Origin of the sequence: Psychrobacter sp. DM4 (assembly GCF_051307035.1) — a bacterium.
Lineage (GTDB): Bacteria > Pseudomonadota > Gammaproteobacteria > Pseudomonadales > Moraxellaceae > Psychrobacter.
Window position 1 is genome coordinate 2624155 of record NZ_CP195536.1, and the last position, 22462, is coordinate 2646616.

Genomic DNA, 22462 nt, shown 5'->3' on the forward strand with positions numbered 1-22462 from the left:
ATGATGATTCATCCCCAGTATGACCCTGTTGCCTTGTCACTTGGCCCTGTTGAAGTCCACTGGTATGGCTTTATGTATTTGCTGGCCTTTGCCGCGGCTTTTGGGCTGGCATGGTATCGCAGCACCAAGCGCGAGGCTTGGTCGACAGACATGGTCTCAGACTTGGTGTTCTTTGGTGCGCTTGGGGTCATCTTAGGTGGCCGTATTGGTTACGTGTTGTTTTATCAGTTCGATGAACTATTACAGAACCCCGCCTACCTGCTCAAAGTCTGGGAGGGTGGTATGTCCTTTCACGGTGGTCTCATCGGTGTTGCGCTTGGCATGTTGTATTTTGCCCGTAAGTACAAAAAAACTCCCTTTCAAGTACTCGATTTTATCGTCCCTTGCGTGCCAACGGGATTACTATTTGGGCGCATAGGTAACTATATTAATGGCGAGCTATGGGGACGTGTCTCTGATGGTGCCTACAACTGGCTAACGTACTTTCCGCAAGCGGCGGCATATGATATGCAACTGCTACAAGACAATCCTGCGCTGCAAACCTTGATGACTGAGGTCAACGGACAGTATTTATTGCCGCGTCACCCCTCGCAGCTATATCAAGCGCTTACCGAAGGTCTGCTACTGTTCATATTACTATGGTGGTACTCCTCAAAACCGCGTCCACGTATGGCGGTCACTGGCGTCTTTATGCTAGGTTATGGCTTTAGTCGTTTTATCACTGAGTTCTTCCGTCAACCGGATGCTGATCAAGGCTTTATTTTATTAGGCTGGGTCACCAAGGGACAGATCCTGAGCGCGCCAATGATCATTATCGGTATCGTACTGATTATTTGGGCTTACAGACGCGGCGTATACGACTGGGGCAAGCAAGCGGCTTACTAAAGCCTTATTTTATAGAGTTAGAGAGTATTTGTATGATTAGCAGTAACAATGAGCAGGCTTATCTTGATCTACTCCAATACGTGTTGGAAAACGGCACCGAAAAAGGGGATCGTACAGGCACAGGTACGCTCAGTCATTTCGGTGCGCAATTGCGTTTTGATTTGAGCGCCGGTTTCCCTTTGTTAACAACCAAAAAAGTACATTTTAAGTCTATTGCTTACGAGCTATTATGGTTCTTGAGCGGTAGCACTCATGTCGGATACTTACAACAACATGGCGTACGCATCTGGAATGAATGGGCGACGGGCGCGCAAACGGCACGTTTTAATCGTTCAGAAGGCGATTTGGGACCCGTATATGGTCATCAGTGGCGCAATTACGGCGCCAGCAAAAGCGAAGATGGTAGCTATAACAGTGATGGCGTTGATCAAATCACAGAAGTCATTGAGCAAATAAAGACCAATCCCAACTCGCGGCGCTTGATCGTCTCAGGTTGGAACCCAAGCGAGGCCAATCAAGTCGCCCTGCCGCCTTGTCATACTCTATTTCAATTCTTTGTCGCGGACAATAAGCTATCGTGCCAGCTCTATCAGCGCTCAGCCGATCTGTTTTTGGGCGTACCGTTTAACATTGCCAGTTACGCGCTGTTGACTCACATGGTCGCGCAAGTATGCAGCTTAGAGGTTGGTGAGTTTATCTGGACAGGCGGTGATTGTCACATCTATCAAAACCACCGCGAGCAGGCTGAGTTGCAACTATCACGTACACGCTTGCCACTACCGACACTAACGCTAAATGCTGACGTCCATGACATCTTTGCCTTTGAGTACGAGGATATCAGCGTTGACAGTTATCAATCACATCCGGCGATTAAAGCCAAAGTCGCGGTATGAGTAACTTTTAATTTAATAAAAACCATAAGGATAGGTTATGAGCTATGCCCACACCGAAGTTGCCCAAATCGCTGCTATCAGTCGTGATCGCTGTATTGGAAAAGATAATGCACTCCCATGGCATATCTCAGCGGATCTCCAGCATTTCAAAAAAATGACCACTAAAGCTAGCGATACTGACCATAAAGATAGCATTCAGGGTATCGTCATTATGGGTCGCAAAACGTTTGAGTCCATGAACAGCAAACCGCTGCCAAAGCGTGCCAACTTCATTATCAGCGCGCAGATGGATTACGCTGAACAAAAAGGACTAGTAGATACCGATAATACTTATGTCATGCACAATTTGGATGATGCATTGACGCAAGCGGCGAGCCTAGCGCATGGCGCGCATCTTGAGACCATTTGGATTATCGGCGGTGAGAAAGTATTTAAAGACGCGATAATGTACACCGATCGTATTGAGCTCACCCATGTCGATACACAGATTGAGAACGGCGATGCCTTTTATCCAGAGCTGCCTGATGACTTTGAAACCGCGCAAGAGTCTGAGCAGATGCATGATGATAAAAGTGAGTTAGGTTTTAAGTTTACAACGTATAAGAGAAAAGACGGTTAATATGCAAAAACGTTCGGTTAAAATCTAGCTCATATTTATTAGAAGTTGATACATCTAGAATGACAATAGCGGTATCGCTATTGTCATTTCTCATAAGCAATCAGATCACTCATGCAATACTTTATAAATAGTCTTTGCCAGTACCGGGCCGATACCTGTGACGCCAGCTAGCTCTTGCTGAGAGGCACCAAGTAGCTTTTGCAATCCACCAAAATGGTTAAGTAAATCGCGGCGACGCTTTTCACCCAGTCCCGGTATGACCTCTAACACCGACGATGAGCGACGTTTATCACGCTTTTTGCGGTGAGCGGTAATAGCAAATCGATGCGCCTCATCACGAATGTGCATGAGCAAATGGAGTGCTTTGCTGTCCATAGGCAAGTCAAGCGGCTCATGATCGATAAAGTGCAAGACTTCAAGTCCCGCTTTGCGCCCCTCACCTTTTGCCACACTGATCAGTAGCGTATCACCTAAAACACCTAATTCTATTAGTACCTCTTTTGCAATACCCAGCTGACCTTTACCACCATCTACGAGTAATAGATCAGGTAGCGGCTGCTTCTTATAGCGACGCGTGAGCACTTGCTTCATCGCCGCATAGTCATCACCGCCTTTGATGTCATGAATCGCATACTGACGATAATCACGACGGCGTGAACCACCTTGATCAAAAACCACGCAGCTCCCAATCGTCGCCTCACCCATCGTATGCGAGATATCGAAGCATTCAATACGATCAATCGTGCGATCAGTAACATCGGTCAATACGTCTTTGAGCGCACCAAATCGCGCATGTAGCTCCAAATAATCGCCTAGCTTTGTCTTAAGCGCATTGTTGGTATTTAGTTTTGCTAAATCTAACCATTCTGAGCGGTGCTCACGGACATTGGTTTTGATAACGACTTTACTGCCAAAATGGGTAGCGAGTGCCTCACTCACTGCCGTCTGATCAGGCAGTTCATGACTGAGTATAATTTCTGCTGGCAAATCGTCGGTGACTTGGAAATAGAATGAAGTAATAAAGGCCGATAAGTTATCCGCGAGTGGCTCGCTACTGTCGACATCAGGGAAATAGTTCTTACCACCCAGTACACGACCGCCGCGTACCGTGAGCACATTGACGCAGCTCATGCCTGCTTGACTCGATATCGCAATGACATCAGCCTCACCTTGTACGGTGTAGACCGCTTGGCGCGCTTGTACTTCACGTAGCATAGAGAGCTGATCACGATAAAAGACTGCCTTTTCAAAATCCAATTCGTCAGCTGCGCCTTCCATTTTATGAATCAATGCACTATGAATATCGCTTGAATCACCCTTTAAAAATCGAATAGTATTGCTAACGTCTTCCGCGTACTCTTCAGGCGACACCAGACCGACGCAGGGCGCACGGCAACGCTTGATCTGGTATTCGAGACAAGGGCGTTTACGCTGCTTAAAAAAGGTATTGGTACATTGGCGCATTTGAAACATCTTTTGCATGAGCACTAGCGTCTCTTTTGCCGCATGCGCTGATGGAAACGGCCCAAAGAACCGTCCTTTTTGATGATTGCCTTTGCCGCGTCCATAAGCCAGCCGAGGATAAGGCTTATCGGCTGAGATGAACACATAAAGGTAGGATTTATCGTCACGTAGCAGCACATTATAGGGCGGACGATACTCTTTGATGAGGTTTTGCTCAAGCAATAGCGCTTCGGTTTCACTACGAGTAATAATGGTTTCGATGTTGTGGATACGAGCAACTAATGCGCGCGTTTTGGGGTGATCGATCGTCTTGGCAAAGTAGCTGTTGACGCGACTTTTTAAGGATTTGGCTTTACCAACATAGAGAATATCGCCATTTTTGCCTAACATCTTGTAGGCCCCTGGCAAATTTGGCAGGCGCTTTATCAGATGTTTTAGACGCAGTTGCTTATCTTCTTTACTACTATCTATTGATTTTTTATCCGTGATATCTACGACTGAGACCTTGTCCATAAACAGTAAAGCTCATAAATGCTAAGTTAGAGTTAATGATGGGGCAATAATAGAGATTTTACAAGAAAGGCGCTCAGCGTTTTACCCTTATCTTAAGATCTGGAGGGCGTTTTTTGACCCATTTTATGAACTTCTGTACTTCGCTATGCGCTTGTAGACGTTCTATCGTATGATAGTAATTAGCCAGTTCATGATTGTCGAATATGCTATGGATTTGGCTATGACATGGACGGCATAGCATAGCGATATCTGTTTTCATCTCCTCGCGGCTAAAGTAGCGCTGCGTACGTGATTTATTATGGCGCGACCTTGGTATCAGGTGATGGCGCGTTAATACTAGCTCATCACGACTACATAGCTGGCAGTGCTCTAGATTTTGTGTTGTCGTATCAGCATCATAATCTTGGGGCATAGTAGTATACCTTTTACTTTGTATCCTATATGGTTCATTAATGGGGTCAGTATGACCATTAACAAAGCCATTTTGCTTACGCATTAAGACTAGTAGCGCTGACTGCTTTTACTTATGATAGGTTTTTTGATCAGTACTCATTACAGTCGCTAGACAGGGCTGTGCAAGATAAAAGGATAACCCGATGCGACTGCTACCCAAGCGATTTGAAACCCTAAAGCGTAATACCAAAAAAAATATAGTGCCGCTACTCACACCGTATTTACTCAAATTACGTATCAATACCTATGCGCCTTATATCGGTGCAGGTATCAAAATCGATTATGTTGATTTGGATCAAGGGCTTTGTGTTGTCAGCATGGGTCTAACTGCTTTGAACAAAAATATCGTAGGCACGCAGTTCGGTGGCAGCCTCTACTCTATGGTTGATCCGTTCTATATGCTGATGCTCATGCATCAGTTGGGCAATAAATATGTAGTCTGGGACAAAAGCTCACATATAGATTTTGTCGCGCCTGGCAACAGCAAAGTCACTGCTCGTATCAAAGTGCCTACTGGTGAGATTGCTACCATCAAGACACTTACTGAAAATGGAGAAGCTGTGTTTCGCGAATATACTGTAGATGTCGTCGATGAACAGCAAAAAATCGTCGCCACAGTGACCAAAAATCTCTATATCCGCTTACGTAAGCACAGTAAATCTAATGAACAAAATAGCCGCATGCCTATCCCTGATTAGTAGGCTAAACACAGAATCGACAACTCACATAACCTTCTAGACCCCTGTTTAATCTAAATCCCTGTTTAATAGATGTCCATACAAAAACCCCAATCTAACATTCGCTAGATTGGGGTTTTGTCTTTTTTGGTATGCCTACTTATTTATAAATAAACCTATGAATAAGGGCATATTGCTGATCTTTATAATCAAAGACAGCTTGAGCTTTGATACTTATGCTCGATACCTTAGATACCAGGAGCCGTATCAACCGCGTCAGGAACGCCGGCGTCAGTTTTCTTCTGAGCACCCTGCTTTACTGGACGTGCGCCGAGCTTTTCGCGGATACGTGCTGATTTACCAGAACGCTCACGTAAGTAGTACAGTTTCGCACGACGAACCGCGCCGCGACGCTTCACTTCGATACTATCAATAATAGGTGAATGCAACTGGAATGCACGCTCAACACCAACGCCGCTTGAGATTTTACGAACGGTAAATGCAGAGTTTAAACCGCGATTACGCTTAGCGATAACGACGCCTTCAAAAGCCTGTAGACGCTCACGCTCACCTTCACGTACTTTTACTTGTACGACGACAGTATCGCCAGGGCTGAAACTTGGGCGTTCTACCAGTTGAGAATTTTCAACACTTTGAACCAATGGATGCTTATTGCTCATGAGAGTTATCTCCTCACATTAGATAATAGAGGCTTTACGCATATCACCTGTTTGTAATAATTGATTATATCCATCATCGATAATTTACGATGGGATACAACATAAAGGGGTTAAGATACGGCCATAAATAAACAGCACGTTCTAATATTATTTACACTAATACTTGATCTTAATTACTATTTTTGTTTTCTTTAGCCAACGCCTTGAGCCATTTTTCTTGCGCAGGCGTTGGCACAAATGCTTGCCATAGATCTGGACGCCGTATTTGAGTACGAGTGACCTGTTGACCAAAGCGCCACTTAGCAATATTGGCATGATGACCTGAAAGTAGTACCTCAGGAACCTTCATACCAGCGAACTCATGAGGCTTAGTATAGTGTGGACAGTCCAGCAAGCCATTGACGAACGAGTCTTGCTGAGCGGACTTATCATCGCCCATAATATCAGGCAAACGACGTATTACACTGTCCATCACTACCATTGCTGGTAGCTCACCACCTGTAAGTACATAATCACCCAGTGACACTTCCATATCAACATAGTGCGATAGTAAGCGCTCATCGATACCTTCGTAACGACCGCATAATAAAATCATGCCATCGTACTCGGCCATATCGACCACACTAGACTCACTGAGCGTCTGTCCTTGCGGCGACATATAAATCACCGGACATCTCGCGGCGCTGATACGGCAACCATGCTTGGCAGCTCGCAACTTGGCATCCTCGATAGCTTGCGCTAGGGGCTCTGCCATCATGACCATACCAGGACCACCCCCAAAAGGACGATCGTCGATACGGCGATAATTGTCAGTGGTATAGTCGCGAGGATTGATGCATTCTATCGTAACTTGATTCTGAGAGACTGCCCGACCTGTGATACCAAACTCACGAATCGACACAAACATCTCAGGAAAAATACTTATTACGGCAAAATACATCAGGCGTCAATAATCACTTAGCCAAGCCACAAGAACGGTTTTACGAGCCATATCGACTTGTAATACCGTTTGCTTGTGCCACGGTATCAGACGCTCTTCATTGTCTAAGCTGTCTGACGTTGTCGCAACGCGCATAATGTCATGAGCTCCAGTTTCGAACATCTCAGCGATATCGCCCAAATACTCGTCCTGCTCATTTGTTACCTTTAAACCTACCAAATCTGACCAGTAGTACTCGTCTTCATTAGTCGCAGGCAACACATTTTGCTCGACCCAGAGGGTGACACCATTCATCGTTTCAGCGACATTACGATCAGGCACTTGCTCAAATTGAGCCACAAGGCCTGTACCTTGTTCGCGCCAAGCTTTTACGGTCAGTGGCTTCATGCCAGTGGCTGTTTTCATCCACCACGGCTGCATGTCAAATATTGCCGCACGGTCATCAGTATCACTAAATACCCATAACCAGCCCTTTATGCCATAAGGCTTTTTGAGCTGGCCGATTTTCATAAGAGTATCAGCAGTAGGGGTAGACATAACGGTTAACCTGACAGTAGCTAACTAAGTTATAACTCACAAAAACAGCTATAACAAAGAGATAAGCTATGACTAACAAAAATAATAAACAACTAATCGCGCCTGCTGGCTATGCCAGTTACGCTAATATTTCAAACCGCTTAATTTGTACTCAAGGTATTTATTAAGCGATCGCTAACTTAAAAGTAATCGCTAAAACTTAAGCGCTTACTTCTGCATTAGCAGACTTGTTGTAAGCCTTTACCAAAGAAGCCACGCGATCTGAAGGTTGTGCACCTTTTTCGATCCAAGCATTGTACGTCTCCATGTTCAAACGTACTGCTTCTTCTGACTCTTTGGCGAGCGGGTTAAAAAAGCCAATGTTCTCAATGTAGCGACCATCACGCGCGCGGCGTTGATCAGCAACAACTACTTGATAAAATGGGCGTTTCTTGGCACCGCCCCGTGCTAAACGAATAACAACCATGTGAATTCTCTCTTTCGCAGGTATACCAAAAAGGGCATAATTATATCATAGACTTCGTATATTGAACATATAAACTATATTTATTTACTTATTAAGCAACCACTGCTCAAACAGCGCTTACTTGCCATCATGATGACCGCTCAAAAAAGGTAAGCGTGTCTATACTCGGTACCTATAAATGATAAGAGTCGCTGGTTGTCATAGCATGCCACCCGCTATTGCACTATACTTTACAACACCTATCATAAGTGCTGAAACTGGTTATGGCCATACCTCCTGCTCCGCTACGCCGTAAAAGCTGGTCTGAACGATCTTACTCGAACAGTTGGCTGACAACCTTAACGGTCGCTTTTATCGTACTTATTAGTGTCGGCTTAACTATTTTGTTTTTTTGGCGCAGTTTGTATTTACCGGAGCTCAAAAATCACGCTCGTTATCTGACCAGTGAGCTGCGACTAATGAGCGGGGTTCGAGAAGATTGGCGAGATGATCCTAGAGTTCGTCAATGGATTTATCAGCATTCACATGTCGTCGTCGTCGATAGTCCTAATGATTTTCCGCAAGTAGAAGACAAAGCCTTTGTGGGTTTGTTCACTGATGTGTTGCAAAACGAGATTAGCGCTCAGCTTGGACGACCTGTAGAGGTGTATTTCAAATTCAAACCAACGCCGCAGCTTTGGGTACAAGATAGCGGTGATAAGAGTTTTTGGATTCGTGAGCCTGTGGTTTACTACTCTCAGTATAGTCCTGTGCTCTTAGTGCTGTTTTTGATCGGTTTACCCATATTAACTCTGTTAACGATTATTTTGTTGGTGCAACAGTTGAACCGACCGTTGCGTTATCTACAGCGTGCGGCAACCAATTATATTCATTTGGGTCATGCGACTACGTTGCCAACAGGTAGCGGTCCTACCGAAATCAGGCAAGTGAACACAGCCTTTAATCGTCTATTCACTACCCTCAATCAAGCTCAAAAAGAGCGTACAATCATGCTCGCTGGTATCTCTCATGATTTGCGTACACCGCTTACCCGTATGCGCCTAACTGCCGAGATGTTACCTGATGACTTTTTTCGAGAAGGTTTAATCTATGATGTCGAGGATATGGATGCCATCTTGGAGCAGTTTATCTCCTACATGAAAGATGGCTCTGATGAGCCAGTACGTTTGACAAATTTGGACACGATATTCAATGAGATCATGGTTCAATTCGCGCCTATGTCTTTTATTTATCAGTCAGAATGTCACAAGCTCGTACCGGTAAGACCGCTATCTATCAAGCGCCTTGTGATTAATTTGGTTAATAATGCTAAGCGTTATGGTAAGCCGCCTATAACCCTCTCAGCGACTGTAGTTCCGACTTTTATAGAGACTGTAGTCGTAGAAGATGCGGACGTCGTTAGTGAGAGCGAAGTCAATATAGAGGCGCAAGAGCAGCTAGTGATATGTGTACGTGATTGTGGTGAAGGGGTCGCAGAGGATCAGTTGGAGCGTATTATGCAGCCCTTTGAGCGCGGTGAGACAGCGCGTACCACTCAAGGTAGTGGACTAGGTCTGGCAATTGTCAATCGAATCGCACATCTTCATCATGGCACTGTTGAAGCTATAAACCATCCTGATGGCGGCTTGCAAGTGTGCATACGCATACCCCTACTCTCAAAAGTTACAGGCGAGGATCGCATGCCAACTAAAAAATTAGATCATAAGTCGTAAATAAACGACATCTGCGGTAGCGAAATTCAAGTGATGTCTACTTTTTGGTACCGATAGGCGGTGGAATGTGTTCAGCGCTGTTAGTAAAGCTCAAAGGTTGAGTGATTTGTGCCTGCGCTTCTTGCAAGCTTTGTGTCGTTGACGGCTGCTTGACAAATAAAAAGTAGCCGAGTGCTAACGCATTCAATAAGACTAAGCCACCAAACAGATATGGCATATTAACTCTCCTTGTTATTCAAGTGGTTTTTCCAATGCATCCCTATGCTTTATCTAGCTATCAAAAGTACGTTCGCTTCTTTCTTGGGTAATTTCATCTGCTGAAATAGTTTGAGTTAAAGGTTTGATTGGCCATGTCATAATAAATCGCGCACCACCAAGCTCTGGACTCTCATCAACACTCATACTACCACTAAACCAAAAAGCAATACGCGAGACGATAGATAGGCCCAAGCCATAGCCGCCTGACGCTCGCGTACGACTATCATCTAAACGCGCAAAAGGAATAAAGACCTTTTCACGATCAGCTTCTGGAATACCCTGTCCATCATCTTCGACACTCACAAAAGCATCCCCTTTTCTAACACCCGCACTGATGATAATCGTTGTCTCAGCATAACGCAGAGCATTACCTGCCAAGTTCTGAATGACGCGGTGCAAATAGCGGCGATCAGCAATAGCAGTGACTTTGCCACTTGGTGGATTGCCGACGATTTTGATATCTTTACCCAACGCATTGGTCTCACGCACGATCTGCTCTATAAGCTCTTTTAGATTGACAGGTTCTAAATCGAGCTTTGGCGATCCTTCCTCGAGTTTGGCATAGGTTAAAATCTCATCAATTAAGCCATTCAAGGCTTCGATATCTTCGTCAATATAGTCACGCTGCGTAAAGCGCGACTCCTCATCGTCAGTATCTGCCAGCATATCGACAGCAAAACGAATACGAGCAACAGGCGTACGCAGCTCGTGTGATACCGCACGGGTAAGCTCGCGCTGAGACTCAATGAGACGTTTAATATGTTCAGTCATCGCATTAAAAGTAGCTGATAGCCGTGCAATCTCATCTTGACCTATCACTTGTACTTGTATATCTAGATTGCCTTGACTGACTTCATTGACCCCGATTTGAATCAACTGTAGCTTGCGCTCAAGCGGGAAGATCAGCGCGTAGACTCCTAAACTGATCAAGAACATACTGATTAAGACCATGCTCACAATCAAGTTGAGCGGGAACCAATTAAATAAGGGTACAGGGCCTATCAAGATCGCCATGTCATTAATCTCGGATGGCACTACGATTTTGAGTGAAGAATTGCTTTGGCTGTTGTTCGTGTCTTGCAATAAGATAACGACTTCATCGCGGCTAAGTCGCGCCATCTGATCACTATCTAAGTTAAGCGCATTGACACCTTGAAAACTTAAAGGAAAAGGAAACTTCTCTTCTAGTACATTCAAACGCGCGCGTTTTTCAGACAACGTAGTGTAATAAGACAAATCATCTAACAAGAAAACGGCTATCGCACGAACCTGCTGTTCAGTCACTTGCGATACTCTAGCAGTCAAAACCCCGCTATCATCTGGTAGCTTATGATAAACATCTGCATAAGTCGGTTGACTACTATAGCGGACTACTGTCTGAGTGTCCTCCAGACGACGAAGCTCGTTTGACGTAAAGTCTATCGTTTCAGTAGGTTTGATCGTAAATGTAGTCCCAAACAGGCTGCTAGCGTCAGACAACCAATACTCTCGTTGTATCTCATCTTTTTGGTGATCTATCCCTTCACTAATAAGATAAAAAGCCCCTGTTGCCATATCCTCGCGATAAGACTGCACACGCTCTTTATTGATCGTCTCCATTAACAACTGAGCGAATAGCGCTACGCACAAACAAACTATCAAGAGACCAGCGTAAATGCGGACAAAAATACTGTGTTTCAAAGAAGAGACTAATGACATACGTACCGTGACCACTTATTATAAGTAGAGATAAATGCTAAAGCGCTGATAGCAAGGCTTGATAGAAAACAGCTAATAAATGACGATGAACCCATCATCACCTGTCAAAATAGTGTTCCATTCGCTAACGCGTTTAATGATGGCCTAATTAAACCATATAATGAGCACTATAAGTTTAAAAATTAAATGCAAACCCATAAAAAAACCAGCCTGATGCTGGTTTTGATACACTGCTAACTGTCATAGACGTTCACTACGAGTAAACGCTCAATCAGCAATCCAATAGTTTAATTGCCTTCTTTTACGAATAAGTAGCCTTTACTACGAACCGTCTTAATACGTTTTGGATTCTCTGGATCATCACCAATCTTGGGACGAATGCGCGAGATACGAACATCGATAGATCTATCCTGACCATCATACTCAATACCACGCAAGCGCTCAAAGATATCTTCACGTGACAGAATACGGCCTGCATTAGAAGCAAGCAACCATAATAGATCGTATTCAGCGCTGGTAAAGTCAACCAACTCATCGCTGAGCATCACTGAACGTCCACCGTTATCTATAACCAATTCACCAAACTCTAGGCGCTGCGGTACATCTTCAGATGGCGCATTCTCTGAACGGCGCAATAACGCACGAATACGAGCCAACAGTACGCGCGGCTGAGCAGGTTTTGCGACGTAGTCGTCAGCACCCATCTCTAAACCTAATACTTGATCCATATCTTCAGTGCGAGCTGTCAGCATGAGAATAGGGTTTTGATAATGCGGACGTACTTCTCGGCATACTGTCAGGCCATCACTGCCTGGCAACATAACATCGAGCACGACTAGATCTGGCTGCTCGTTGACGATACGGCGAATAGCACGATTACCATCAGTTTCTATAGCGACTTCCAAGCCGTTCTTGACCAAATAATCTTGAGTCAGCATAGCCAGACGCTCATCATCCTCAACGATCAAAATTCGCGGGGTATTGTCTTCTTCGTTCGTGGTCATTGTGTTGTCCTCTAATACATCTAAATTAAAAAGCGATAAATTATTAAAATTAAATGCCAATAAAGCGGCTCGACTTGTCTTTATATAAGTAGTGCAAGTGCAGTAGCACAGTATACTACCAAACTGTTAGCTTCCTATACTATAGCTTATAGACGTTAACAAAACCTATAAATAATACCTATCAGTACTTTAGTTAACGTCCAAAATTCATATCTCTACGAGGTTGAACTAGACATAATTACTTTATCAGCTATTCAGTAATATAACTGTCACTTACTATTCTTAATATTATTTGATGCAAGGCATAAAGTCTTGTGCTTGATACTATCAAAAACGACTATTTTGCGATAAATAACATAATGGCAGATTAACTGTAATCTTGACTACTTATATATCAATAATTATGATTGAAAAATCTGTATGCAAGGCTTTTACAAGGAAAACTAAAATTTTAGACATAAAAAAACAGCCCATGATGGACTGTTTTTTCATAACGTGTAAGAGTACTAAACGCGGTTTTGGAATTTACGAATAGTTTGCAGCTGTGCTACTGACTCTGCTAACGAAGCTAAGGCGGCGTTGGTCTGTACCGTATCTGATTGATTCACTAACATCTGCTCTGCCTTTTTGCGCGCTTCGACGATTTTACTTTCGTCAAGGTTATTTGCACGCATAGCGGTATCTGCTAATACCGTTACCATCTTTGGCTGTATCTCTAGTACACCGCCTGATACATAGATAACTTCTTCTTCACCATTGGCCGCTTGTACGCGCATGGGGCCTGGTTTTAATAAAGTAATCAGTGGCGTATGACCTGGCAATACACCAATCTCGCCCTCGATACCCGTTGCGATTAGCATACTGATATCGCCTGAGTATAACTCTTCACGAGCACTTACGACGCGGCATTGTAATGTTGCCATACCTAATTCCTTATTATAAAAGTAGCTACTTGATAAAGTGAGTAGTCAATCGCCCTACTCACAGTCTAGAGTAGATTATGCAGCAGAAGACTTCATTTTTTCAGCTTTTGCCACTACTTCGTCGATACCGCCTGCCATGTAGAATGCTTGCTCTGGTAGGTCATCATATTCACCTCCGATAATCGCTTTAAAGCTTGCAATAGTGTCGCGTAGTGAGACATATTTACCAGGCGCACCTGTAAAGACTTCAGCCACGTGGAAAGGCTGAGACAAGAAGCGCTGAATCTTACGAGCGCGATAAACGACTAGTTTATCTTCTTCTGATAGCTCATCCATACCTAGGATAGCGATAATGTCTTTAAGCTCTTTATAGCGCTGCAATACTTCTTGCACGCCGCGAGCTACGTTGTAATGCTCTTCACCGATTACTTGTGGATCGAGCTGACGCGACGTTGAATCTAGCGGATCAACCGCAGGATAGATACCTTGTGAGGCGATGTCACGGCTTAGTACAACAGTTGCATCTAAGTGAGCAAATGTCGTTGCAGGTGATGGATCCGTCAAATCATCCGCTGGAACGTAAACGGCTTGCACAGAAGTGATTGAACCGGATTGCGTTGAGGTAATACGCTCTTGAAGCAGACCCATCTCTTCAGCTAGTGTTGGCTGATAACCAACCGCTGATGGCATACGACCTAATAGTGCTGATACTTCAGTACCCGCTAGCGTATAACGATAGATGTTATCAACGAACAGGAGTACGTCACGACCTTTGCCAGTGGCAGGATCTTTGGTATCACGGAAATACTCAGCCATCGTAAGACCTGACAGTGCAACACGTAGACGGTTACCCGGTGGCTCATTCATCTGGCCATATACCATCGCAACTTTAGATTTGCTAAAGTCTTCAACGTTGACAACGCCTGCTTCTTGCATTTCGTGATAGAAATCATTACCTTCACGAGTACGCTCACCAACGCCTGCAAATACCGATAGACCTTCATGCTTTAGAGCGATGTTGTTGATCAGCTCCATCATGTTGACGGTTTTACCAACACCGGCACCACCAAACAGACCAACCTTACCCCCTTTAGCAAATGGGCAAAGCAAATCAATAACCTTGATACCCGTCTCTAAAAGCTCAGTACTGTTTGATTGATCCGCGTAACTTGGCGCTTCACGGTGAATAGACCAGCGCTCATCAGCGACTACAGGACCTTCTTCATCGATAGGACGGCCCAGAACATCCATGATACGACCTAATGTACCAATACCTACAGGTACGGCAATTGGGCCACCAGTATTAGTCACTGGCAAGTTACGTTTTAGACCTTCTGTTGAGCCCATAGCAATAGTACGGACAATACCGTCGCCTAGTTGCTGCTGGACTTCTAAAGTGGTCTCAGTACCATCTACTTGCAAAGCATCATAGATTGAAGGTACTTCGTCACGGTTGAACTCAACGTCAAGAACCGCGCCAATAATCTGTACAATACGACCGCTACTCATTGCGTTCTCCTTGGAATTCTATATTCTATATTATCTATAGGGGATCAGTTATGAAACAGCGGCAGCACCACCAACGATTTCCGAGATCTCTCGGGTAATCGCAGCTTGACGCAGCTTGTTATAAACCAGTTGTAAATCGTTAATTAAATCACCAGCATTATCAGTCGCAGCTTTCATCGCAACCATACGTGAAGACTGCTCAGAGGCAACGTTTTCCATGACCGCTTGATACACAATCGACTCGATATAACGTCCAAGCAAATCATCAATCAAAGTTTTGATGTCAGGCTCGTAGATATAATCCCAGCTAAGCTCTGTCTGTATGCCGCTCTCTTCGTCGCCAAAGGCACCTTCAGGTAGAGGTACTAGCTGATTGATAGTTGGCTTTTGAGTCATTGCATTAACGAACTTGTTATAAACCACATAAATGCGATCTATCTTACCTTGACTATAGTCATCGAGCATTGCTTGCACGGGTGCATTGATCTGCTCAAAAGTAGGCTTGTCACCATAATCAGTTACTGCTGAGGTTACCTTACCGCCAAAACTCTTAAAGAAACTGACGCCTTTTGCACCGATAACCGCAAATTCAGCTTGCACAGACTGATCTTGATATTCTTTAATGCTTTTAGACAACGCTTTAAACAAGTTAATATTCAAACCGCCCGCAAGACCACGGTCAGAGGTGATAACGATATAGCCGACCTTTTCGACGGGACGCGATACCATATAAGGGTGTTTGTAATCTGATGAGGCATGTACTAAATGTGAGATAACCCGGCGCATACTGTCAGCATACGGGCGACCCACGTCCATGCGCTCTTGAGCACGACGCATTTTACTCGCCGCTACCATTTGCATAGCACGAGTAATCTTCTGGGTGCTTTTAATACTGGTGACTTTGGCACGTATTTCTTTTAAGCTTGCCATAATGATTCCAATATAAGTGGGTTAAAAGCATTAGCAAATGCAACAATAAATCGATGTAAAATCATACTTATAATCAAAAATATTTATAAACAGTTTAGCATCTTGTAGCACTACATGGTCACATAAGGCTGGTTGCATCGATAGAGACAACCAACCAAACCGGCTCAACCCGTTAAATTAATAACTGTGGTTTTGTTTAAAAGTCTCAACTGCCAACTTTAAGCGACCTGCAATATCATCATTGTAGTTTGCAGTGTCATCAATCTCTTTCATCAAGTCGCTTTGCACATCATGCATATAACGCAAGTAAGCTTCTTCAAAGGCACCGATCTTCTCTACTGGCACATCGGATAAGAACCCTTCGTTTGAGGCATAGATAACGGCCGCTTGCTCTGAGATTGACATCGGCTGATACTGTTTTTGCTTCATCAGTTCAGTCACACGCTCACCATGATCAAGCTGTTCGCGTGTCGCATCATCAAGATCTGATGCAAACTGAGCAAATGCTGCCAGTTCACGATACTGAGCGAGAGCGGTACGGATACCACCAGAGAGCTTTTTGATGATCTTAGTCTGAGCTGCACCACCAACACGCGATACCGAGATACCAGCATTAACAGCTGGACGGATACCTGAGTTAAATAGGCTTGACTCTAAGAATATCTGGCCATCGGTGATCGAAATTACGTTAGTCGGTACGAATGCTGACACGTCACCCGCTTGAGTTTCGATAATTGGCAATGCGGTTAACGAGCCTGTTTTACCGACTACTTCACCATTAGTAAAATTCTCTACGTAGTTCGCGTTGACGCGTGATGCACGCTCAAGCAAGCGTGAGTGTAAGTAGAAAACATCCCCTGGATAAGCTTCACGACCTGGTGGACGACGTAGCAAAAGTGAAATCTGACGATAAGCAACAGCTTGCTTAGACAAGTCATCAAATACAATCAGTGCATCTTCACCGCGGTCACGGAAATATTCGCCCATTGTACAACCTGAGTATGGTGCGATGTACTGTAGTGCAGCAGGCTCTGATGCTGAAGCAACAACGACAGTCGTATATGCCAGTGCACCTGTTTGCTCAAGCTTACGTACGACGTTAGCAATCGTAGAGCGTTTCTGACCGATAGCTACGTAGACACACTTAATGCCAGATGATTTTTGCGCGATGATCGCATCGATAGCCATCGCCGTTTTACCCGTCTGACGATCACCAATAATAAGCTCACGCTGACCACGACCAATTGGAATCATCGTATCAACGGCTTTATAACCCGTCATTACAGGTTGATCAACTGATTGACGATCAATAACGCCTGGAGCGATTTTTTCGACTTTATCAGTCATTTTGGCATCGATAGGACCTTTGCCATCAATAGGATTACCTAAGGCATCAACAACGCGGCCAAGCAACTCAGGACCTACTGGTACTTCTAGAATACGACCTGTACAGTAAGCTTTTTGACCTTCTTGTAACTTCAAGAAATCACCAAGCACAACTGCGCCAACAGAATCACGCTCTAAGTTAAGCGCCATTCCGTAGATTTCGCCTTCAAACTCAATCATTTCGCCGTACATGGCATCTTCAAGACCATGAATTTGCACGATACCGTCAGATACTTTGACAATAGTGCCTTCATTTTTTGCAGTTGCACCTGCATCAAGGTCTTGAATACGCTGCTTAATCAGGTTACTGATTTCCGCTGGATTCAATTGTTGCATTGCCTTGTTTCCTTTAATTTATGATAACTCGCCTATTAACTCAGATATGCACGCAAAGACCCGATCTCAATCGATTGGCATCTATGAATGATATTAAGCCATTAGCTGTGTTTTTAACTGTTGTAACTTACCACGCATAGAATCATCAATGATCTTGTCACCGACTTTGATTGTAGCGCCTGCCAAAAGACTTGGATCAACCATTTCGTGAATCACTATGCTTGCATTCAAAGAACTTGCAAGTCGCGACTGGAACATTTCACGCTGCGCGTCAGTCAATGGATAGGCAGAAGTCACATAGGCGTCAAGTTGCTTTAAGCTGAGTGCTTTATGGCGACGATAGTGCTCATAAACTTCAGGAAGCAGGGCTAGACGCTCTTGCTGCGCTAACTGATTTAAGAAGTTGCTAAGCGCGAGGGATACTTTAGAGTAGCTATTATTATGACGAGTGCCTTTGCTCTCGCTCAATAACTGTTTGAGGACAGAATCACTGTCATCAGCCACCTGGGTATCATATAGATCAATCAAAGCGGCTGACTTGTGCTCAGCCGTAACAGCTGGATTCTCTAGCAAGGCGTGAAACGATTTGTCATTGACAATAGTGCTGGCAACGAATAGGAAATCTTCCCACTCATTGACCACCCCATTGTCATTGGCATAGTCAAATGCCGCTTTTGCGTAGGGTCGTGCTAAGGTTGATAAGTCAGCCATTGTATCCTCACAGTTACAGCTTCGCCGCCAGTTGTTCTAACATACTGGCATGTTTTTGTGCATCGACTCTATCTTGCAAAATCTTTTCAGCACCAAGTACAGAAAGTTCGGCAACTTGAGCACGTAGTGACTCACGCGCCTGATTGATCTCTTGGTCGATGGCCGCTTGTGCTTGCTGACGAATACGCTCACCTTCCACTTGGGCTTGTGTTTTTGCATCTTCAACGAGCTGGTTGGCGCTTTTATTCGCCTGCTCAATTAAGGCAGCTGCTTTGGTCTTCGCAAGATTAAGCTCTTGCTCGACGTCTTGCTCTGCGGTTGCCAAATCTGCTTTTGCTTTTTCTGCGGCATTTAAGCCATCAGCAATTTTGCGCTGACGCTCGTTAATAGCACCGATAAGCGGTGGCCATACGAACTTCATGCAGAAAATTACAAAAATCGCAAAAGAGATAGCCTGACCGACGATAGTAAAATTGATATTCACGTGATCACCTCTTTGTTAATGAAAAATCAGTGTCATTGATCCTGTTTGGCTCTCAAAAGTTAACTAACATTAAAAGCCAAACAGTTACAACTGAGCTTTCTGATTAACCTGCTAGAGGGCTTGCGAACAACAATAGCATAGCAATACCAACACCGATCATTGGAATCGCATCAAGTAGACCTGCGACGATGAACATACGAGTTTGCAATTGTGAACCAAGCTCTGGTTGACGAGCAACGCCTTCTAGGAACTTACCACCTAATATCGCAAAGCCAATACCTGTACCTAGTGCACCTAGACCGATAAGAAGCGCTACTGCGATAACCGTGTAGCCGTTTAATACTGCTAATACTGGATCCATTGATGTATCCTCTTTTACCTATAGAAAAATTAATGTTCAGTTGATGATGCAAGAGACATATAAACTATAGTCAGCATCATAAATACGAACGCTTGAAGGGTAATGATTAAGATGTGGAAAATAGCCCACGGTACTGACAACGCCCACTGAATCCAAAACGGCATCAGCGCAATCAGAATAAAAATCAACTCACCAGCATACATGTTACCAAAGAGTCGCAAACCTAATGACACAGGTTTTGCAATTAAGGTAACAAACTCGAGGATAAAGTTGATGGGGATTAAAATAATTTGTACGATTGGGTTCTTAGCACTAAAGGGATGTAGCGTTAATTCTCCGATGAAACCGCCAACGCCTTTTGCCTTTATGCTGTAGTAGATAATGAGTGCAAAGACCGCAAATGACATACCTAGAGTAATATTGGGGTCTGTCGTTGGGACGATCTTGAAGTAGACGTGATGTGGGTCGTAGCCCATCGCCGCACCAACCTGTCCAGCAAGAGACGGGATAAAGTCAATCGGCACTAAATCCATCAGGTTCATCAAAAAGATCCAGACAAAGATAGTCAAGGCTAGTGGCGCAATCAGTTTCGAGGTTCCACTATAAGAGTCACGGACATTATTATCTACAAATTCAACGATCAGCTCCACGGCTGCTTGAGTCTTGCTTGGAACGCCTGAGGTGACTTTTTTAGCAACCATCCAAAAAACAGCACAGAACAAAATACCTAAGGCAATCGACCAAAGCATAGAGTCCAGATGAATGGCATTAAAGCCCATCAGTCCTGCTTCTTCTGCGTTATAAGCGACTTTCCAACCTTCGCCCGGCAGATAGCCATACGTCCAATGCGTTAAATGGTGAGAGATATATTCTGATGATGTTTGTTCGGATGCCATAATGTAAGCTTCTTATTAATCAACGATTCAATCAACTACCAAAAATATAGTTGTCATCTGATAAGTGACTTGATTTAGGTCAGTATCGCTAACCTAAACTCAAACTTACCTTATGACATCCAACTCGTAGCGCCTATGCAAATATTTGGTTTTGATACTATTTTATAAATTCTAGTTATCAAAAAAGGGCTCATGAGTAATCATTACCAGCCCTTGGTATCTACAAATAAAAATTACGTGAATACATGCTTATTTTTTAGTGAGATGTCGTCATGCGCAGTCAAATACGCCTAAGCAAAATATTTAGCTGCCTATAGTAATGCAGCGTTGTATTCATGTAAAGCAAATTGTGAACTTTTTATTTGTGATAAACACTTTATTGTGATAGAGAACGTATATAAATCTGAGAACACAGCGATGGATAAGTCATAAAAAGTTATTATAGACCTACCGATCATCGCCAAATATAAGTTAGATTTTACAACATATTCTAAATAAATACCAACATTACTGCCAATACTTGGGTCTTTATCAGTGACTTACCCGTTACTACTTTGTCAATTTATACGTAGTAGCATCCAGTTATAGCTCATCTGCATGATAATAAATCCTGCGAATAAAGAAGGCGCAGACAGCGGCTTTATGAAAATAAAAATTAGTGCAAAACCAAGAGCCGTCAATAGCCACTTCGCTGCTTGACCGCGATAGAGCTGTCTAACGATATGCTGGCGCGCGCGATATCCTGTATGACGAAAAACAAACGTAGTAAATATTATTTGAGTCAAAAAACTGAGCAATGCACCCAAAGAGACCCCTTTGACGATTAAAAAATTGCTCTTAAACCAAAATATATCTAGCAGCCAAGTAAGGATAATTAAAATAAATAACACCCAAACTTGACGTTTGATATGACGACCTATCTGATCTCTTTGATTGCGCTTGGCAGGCTTACTCATCAGTTACCTTTTTTAATATACGATGCTTGTAAGTAGTAATGATAAGACCTTATTGTCAAAAGCAATTTATGTGGCATAGGGCAATCATTGTAATGAGCATAATATGGTTTGACAAGATAAACGCAGCCCTTTTGTTCTAATGGCTTTGTGTATTTATACTTTTGTGATTACAGTTTGTACTTTTATTCACGCTATACAGTGGCGTATTTGCTCCGCCATCTGCTGCCAGCCTACTACAAAGTCTGTACTATTGCTCATATCCTCAGCTTGCACTGTCGTTCTTACGGGCCCAAGTTTGGTAAGTAACCCTTTGGCAGGTGTGCTCTGGGTCACAAGACACATAGTAGGATTAGGGCGCAACTCATTGAGTCTGCGTAGTTGACTGGCCTTTGGTGATAGATGATGATCGGTTGTCAGACTGCCGACGAGCTGTAAGTTAAGGCTGTTTTCTATATAGTGATAAGCATCGTGATAAGCCCAATACGGCTGTGGTGACGCGCCAGACTGCACATTTGCTACGGCTTTATCCATACGCTGAGCGAATTTTTTTGCATTAGCCTGATAGATACTTTTGTATTCTGGATTAGCATGGCTATGAATGACTGCTAAAGCGCGCGTGATGGCTTTTGCATTTTGTGGATCAAGCCAGATGTGAGGGTCTAAGGTGTTTGAAATAGGCTTAGCTTGCTCGTTACGTAGCGGATAACGCTTAAAAGCATTGAATTCAAATAGAGATATGGCATTAGGTGCACTGTTTAAACTGGCGGCCAAATTATTTTCTAGAGACTCACCAAACCAGACTACAAACATACTGTCTTGAATGGCTTTTATATCGTGAGGACTCATACTACCATGATGACCGACCTCTCCTGCTTGCAAGAGTTGTTTGGCAGATGGCGCGCCTTCGGTAACGGCTTGGCTCAATAAAAACAGCGGATAATTACTGACTGTCACTACAGCTGCCTGAGCATTTATCGCCGATACTCCAAACATCACCATGGATGCGATGAAAAAAAAGAACTTAGTTAATTTTGAAAGTATTTTATGTAAATTAATATAAGCCATTATACGTTTGATGTTAAAAAGAGGCGCACTCATATAGCAGTCCTATAAAAAATGGTATTTGTTATAAAATGAATAGCACAAAGGCAACTATTAAAAAGCTGTTAGC

The 22462-nt window shown here is 43.7% G+C and carries 24 protein-coding genes; 5 read left to right on the forward strand and 19 right to left on the reverse strand.

The annotated features are described in order from the left end of the window. The 3 genes from lgt to ACR64G_RS11230 are packed head-to-tail and all read left to right on the forward strand — an operon-like array spanning position 1 to position 2397. Entirely contained in the window at positions 1-885 is an 885-nt protein-coding gene (gene lgt, locus ACR64G_RS11220; protein WP_435979368.1) for a prolipoprotein diacylglyceryl transferase, read from the forward strand. Positions 886-917: 32 nt separating this feature from the next. Further along, positions 918-1778 carry a thymidylate synthase gene (locus ACR64G_RS11225; protein WP_435979369.1) on the forward strand — a complete coding sequence of 287 codons (861 nt, stop codon included), beginning with the start codon at positions 918-920 and terminating at the stop codon, positions 1776-1778. A 37-nt stretch (positions 1779-1815) separates the two neighbouring features. After that, positions 1816-2397, forward strand: a complete 582-nt coding sequence (locus ACR64G_RS11230) for a dihydrofolate reductase (RefSeq protein ID WP_435979370.1) — start codon at positions 1816-1818, stop codon at positions 2395-2397. Between the two features lie 105 nt (positions 2398-2502). On the opposite strand, the gene uvrC is transcribed toward ACR64G_RS11230, so the two are convergent. After that, positions 2503-4374 (reverse strand): excinuclease ABC subunit UvrC, encoded by a 1872-nt coding sequence (uvrC, locus tag ACR64G_RS11235; RefSeq protein WP_435979371.1) that lies wholly within the window; start codon positions 4372-4374, stop codon positions 2503-2505. 73 nt (positions 4375-4447) lie between these two features. After that, positions 4448-4786: an HNH endonuclease gene (locus tag ACR64G_RS11240; protein WP_435979372.1), complete on the reverse strand. Its 339-nt coding sequence runs from the start codon at positions 4784-4786 to the stop codon at positions 4448-4450. A gap of 184 nt (positions 4787-4970) precedes the next feature. Here ACR64G_RS11240 and ACR64G_RS11245 point away from each other — a divergent pair, with 184 nt between their 5' ends. Then, positions 4971-5525 (forward strand): DUF4442 domain-containing protein, encoded by a 555-nt coding sequence (locus ACR64G_RS11245; protein ID WP_435979373.1) that lies wholly within the window; start codon positions 4971-4973, stop codon positions 5523-5525. Between the two features lie 227 nt (positions 5526-5752). Here the strand turns inward: ACR64G_RS11245 and rplS are convergent, their stop codons facing one another. From rplS to rpsP, 4 genes are all read right to left on the reverse strand, one after another. Further along, a complete protein-coding gene (gene rplS / locus ACR64G_RS11250) occupies positions 5753-6184 on the reverse strand; it encodes a 50S ribosomal protein L19 (RefSeq protein WP_435979374.1) in 432 nt (143 codons plus the stop codon). A 169-nt stretch (positions 6185-6353) separates the two neighbouring features. Beyond that, positions 6354-7124 (reverse strand): tRNA (guanosine(37)-N1)-methyltransferase TrmD, encoded by a 771-nt coding sequence (trmD, locus tag ACR64G_RS11255; protein ID WP_435979375.1) that lies wholly within the window; start codon positions 7122-7124, stop codon positions 6354-6356. Positions 7125-7130: 6 nt separating this feature from the next. After that, the gene (gene rimM / locus ACR64G_RS11260; RefSeq protein ID WP_435979376.1) at positions 7131-7661 is read right to left on the reverse strand and encodes a ribosome maturation factor RimM; all 531 of its coding nucleotides are present in this window, start codon (positions 7659-7661) and stop codon (positions 7131-7133) included. A 199-nt stretch (positions 7662-7860) separates the two neighbouring features. Continuing rightward, positions 7861-8127, reverse strand: a complete 267-nt coding sequence (gene rpsP / locus ACR64G_RS11265; RefSeq protein WP_435979377.1) for a 30S ribosomal protein S16 — start codon at positions 8125-8127, stop codon at positions 7861-7863. A gap of 263 nt (positions 8128-8390) precedes the next feature. On the opposite strand from rpsP, the gene ACR64G_RS11270 reads away from it, so the two are divergent. Next, a complete protein-coding gene (locus ACR64G_RS11270) occupies positions 8391-9839 on the forward strand; it encodes an ATP-binding protein (protein WP_435979378.1) in 1449 nt (482 codons plus the stop codon). A gap of 37 nt (positions 9840-9876) precedes the next feature. Here ACR64G_RS11270 and ACR64G_RS11275 read toward each other — a convergent pair whose 3' ends face one another. From ACR64G_RS11275 to ACR64G_RS11335, 13 genes are all read right to left on the reverse strand, one after another. Continuing rightward, positions 9877-10056, reverse strand: coding sequence for a hypothetical protein (locus ACR64G_RS11275; RefSeq protein ID WP_435979379.1), 180 nt, complete (start codon positions 10054-10056; stop codon positions 9877-9879). Positions 10057-10109: 53 nt separating this feature from the next. Beyond that, positions 10110-11795 carry an ATP-binding protein gene (locus ACR64G_RS11280; RefSeq protein ID WP_435979380.1) on the reverse strand — a complete coding sequence of 562 codons (1686 nt, stop codon included), beginning with the start codon at positions 11793-11795 and terminating at the stop codon, positions 10110-10112. Between the two features lie 287 nt (positions 11796-12082). Next, on the reverse strand, positions 12083-12799 hold the full coding sequence (locus ACR64G_RS11285) for a response regulator (protein ID WP_435979381.1): 717 nt from the start codon (positions 12797-12799) through the stop codon (positions 12083-12085). Positions 12800-13305: 506 nt separating this feature from the next. After that, complete coding sequence (locus ACR64G_RS11290; protein ID WP_435979382.1) at positions 13306-13722, reverse strand: F0F1 ATP synthase subunit epsilon; 417 nt, start codon at positions 13720-13722, stop codon at positions 13306-13308. A gap of 75 nt (positions 13723-13797) precedes the next feature. Beyond that, on the reverse strand, positions 13798-15231 hold the full coding sequence (gene atpD, locus ACR64G_RS11295) for a F0F1 ATP synthase subunit beta (protein WP_435979383.1): 1434 nt from the start codon (positions 15229-15231) through the stop codon (positions 13798-13800). Between the two features lie 48 nt (positions 15232-15279). After that, a complete protein-coding gene (gene atpG / locus ACR64G_RS11300; protein ID WP_435979384.1) occupies positions 15280-16161 on the reverse strand; it encodes a F0F1 ATP synthase subunit gamma in 882 nt (293 codons plus the stop codon). A gap of 177 nt (positions 16162-16338) precedes the next feature. Beyond that, on the reverse strand, positions 16339-17883 hold the full coding sequence (gene atpA / locus ACR64G_RS11305; protein ID WP_435979385.1) for a F0F1 ATP synthase subunit alpha: 1545 nt from the start codon (positions 17881-17883) through the stop codon (positions 16339-16341). 93 nt (positions 17884-17976) lie between these two features. Then, positions 17977-18594 (reverse strand): F0F1 ATP synthase subunit delta, encoded by a 618-nt coding sequence (locus ACR64G_RS11310; protein WP_435979386.1) that lies wholly within the window; start codon positions 18592-18594, stop codon positions 17977-17979. Positions 18595-18607: 13 nt separating this feature from the next. Further along, positions 18608-19078: a F0F1 ATP synthase subunit B gene (locus ACR64G_RS11315; RefSeq protein ID WP_435979387.1), complete on the reverse strand. Its 471-nt coding sequence runs from the start codon at positions 19076-19078 to the stop codon at positions 18608-18610. A 103-nt stretch (positions 19079-19181) separates the two neighbouring features. After that, entirely contained in the window at positions 19182-19439 is a 258-nt protein-coding gene (gene atpE, locus ACR64G_RS11320) for a F0F1 ATP synthase subunit C (protein WP_317200039.1), read from the reverse strand. A 29-nt stretch (positions 19440-19468) separates the two neighbouring features. Then, positions 19469-20335 (reverse strand): F0F1 ATP synthase subunit A, encoded by an 867-nt coding sequence (gene atpB, locus ACR64G_RS11325; protein WP_435979388.1) that lies wholly within the window; start codon positions 20333-20335, stop codon positions 19469-19471. A gap of 557 nt (positions 20336-20892) precedes the next feature. Further along, the gene (locus ACR64G_RS11330) at positions 20893-21291 is read right to left on the reverse strand and encodes an ATP synthase subunit I (protein WP_435979389.1); all 399 of its coding nucleotides are present in this window, start codon (positions 21289-21291) and stop codon (positions 20893-20895) included. Positions 21292-21477: 186 nt separating this feature from the next. Next, a complete protein-coding gene (locus ACR64G_RS11335) occupies positions 21478-22389 on the reverse strand; it encodes a metal ABC transporter solute-binding protein, Zn/Mn family (RefSeq protein WP_435979390.1) in 912 nt (303 codons plus the stop codon). Positions 22390-22462 lie beyond the last annotated feature (73 nt).

Bases quoted from the DNA above. Each gene is read 5' to 3' on its own strand.
- lgt (WP_435979368.1), top strand. From the start codon at position 1: ATGATGATTCATCCCCAGTATGACCCTGTTGCCTTGTCACTTGGCCCT.
- ACR64G_RS11225 (WP_435979369.1), top strand. From the start codon at position 918: ATGATTAGCAGTAACAATGAGCAGGCTTATCTTGATCTACTCCAATAC.
- ACR64G_RS11230 (WP_435979370.1), top strand. From the start codon at position 1,816: ATGAGCTATGCCCACACCGAAGTTGCCCAAATCGCTGCTATCAGTCGT.
- uvrC (WP_435979371.1), bottom strand. From the start codon at position 4,374: ATGGACAAGGTCTCAGTCGTAGATATCACGGATAAAAAATCAATAGAT.
- ACR64G_RS11240 (WP_435979372.1), bottom strand. From the start codon at position 4,786: ATGCCCCAAGATTATGATGCTGATACGACAACACAAAATCTAGAGCAC.
- ACR64G_RS11245 (WP_435979373.1), top strand. From the start codon at position 4,971: ATGCGACTGCTACCCAAGCGATTTGAAACCCTAAAGCGTAATACCAAA.
- rplS (WP_435979374.1), bottom strand. From the start codon at position 6,184: ATGAGCAATAAGCATCCATTGGTTCAAAGTGTTGAAAATTCTCAACTG.
- trmD (WP_435979375.1), bottom strand. From the start codon at position 7,124: ATGTATTTTGCCGTAATAAGTATTTTTCCTGAGATGTTTGTGTCGATT.
- rimM (WP_435979376.1), bottom strand. From the start codon at position 7,661: ATGTCTACCCCTACTGCTGATACTCTTATGAAAATCGGCCAGCTCAAA.
- rpsP (WP_435979377.1), bottom strand. From the start codon at position 8,127: ATGGTTGTTATTCGTTTAGCACGGGGCGGTGCCAAGAAACGCCCATTT.
- ACR64G_RS11270 (WP_435979378.1), top strand. From the start codon at position 8,391: ATGGCCATACCTCCTGCTCCGCTACGCCGTAAAAGCTGGTCTGAACGA.
- ACR64G_RS11275 (WP_435979379.1), bottom strand. From the start codon at position 10,056: ATGCCATATCTGTTTGGTGGCTTAGTCTTATTGAATGCGTTAGCACTC.
- ACR64G_RS11280 (WP_435979380.1), bottom strand. From the start codon at position 11,795: ATGTCATTAGTCTCTTCTTTGAAACACAGTATTTTTGTCCGCATTTAC.
- ACR64G_RS11285 (WP_435979381.1), bottom strand. From the start codon at position 12,799: ATGACCACGAACGAAGAAGACAATACCCCGCGAATTTTGATCGTTGAG.
- ACR64G_RS11290 (WP_435979382.1), bottom strand. From the start codon at position 13,722: ATGGCAACATTACAATGCCGCGTCGTAAGTGCTCGTGAAGAGTTATAC.
- atpD (WP_435979383.1), bottom strand. From the start codon at position 15,231: ATGAGTAGCGGTCGTATTGTACAGATTATTGGCGCGGTTCTTGACGTT.
- atpG (WP_435979384.1), bottom strand. From the start codon at position 16,161: ATGGCAAGCTTAAAAGAAATACGTGCCAAAGTCACCAGTATTAAAAGC.
- atpA (WP_435979385.1), bottom strand. From the start codon at position 17,883: ATGCAACAATTGAATCCAGCGGAAATCAGTAACCTGATTAAGCAGCGT.
- ACR64G_RS11310 (WP_435979386.1), bottom strand. From the start codon at position 18,594: ATGGCTGACTTATCAACCTTAGCACGACCCTACGCAAAAGCGGCATTT.
- atpE (WP_317200039.1), bottom strand. From the start codon at position 19,439: ATGGATCCAGTATTAGCAGTATTAAACGGCTACACGGTTATCGCAGTA.
- atpB (WP_435979388.1), bottom strand. From the start codon at position 20,335: ATGGCATCCGAACAAACATCATCAGAATATATCTCTCACCATTTAACG.
- ACR64G_RS11330 (WP_435979389.1), bottom strand. From the start codon at position 21,291: ATGAGTAAGCCTGCCAAGCGCAATCAAAGAGATCAGATAGGTCGTCAT.
- ACR64G_RS11335 (WP_435979390.1), bottom strand. From the start codon at position 22,389: ATGAGTGCGCCTCTTTTTAACATCAAACGTATAATGGCTTATATTAAT.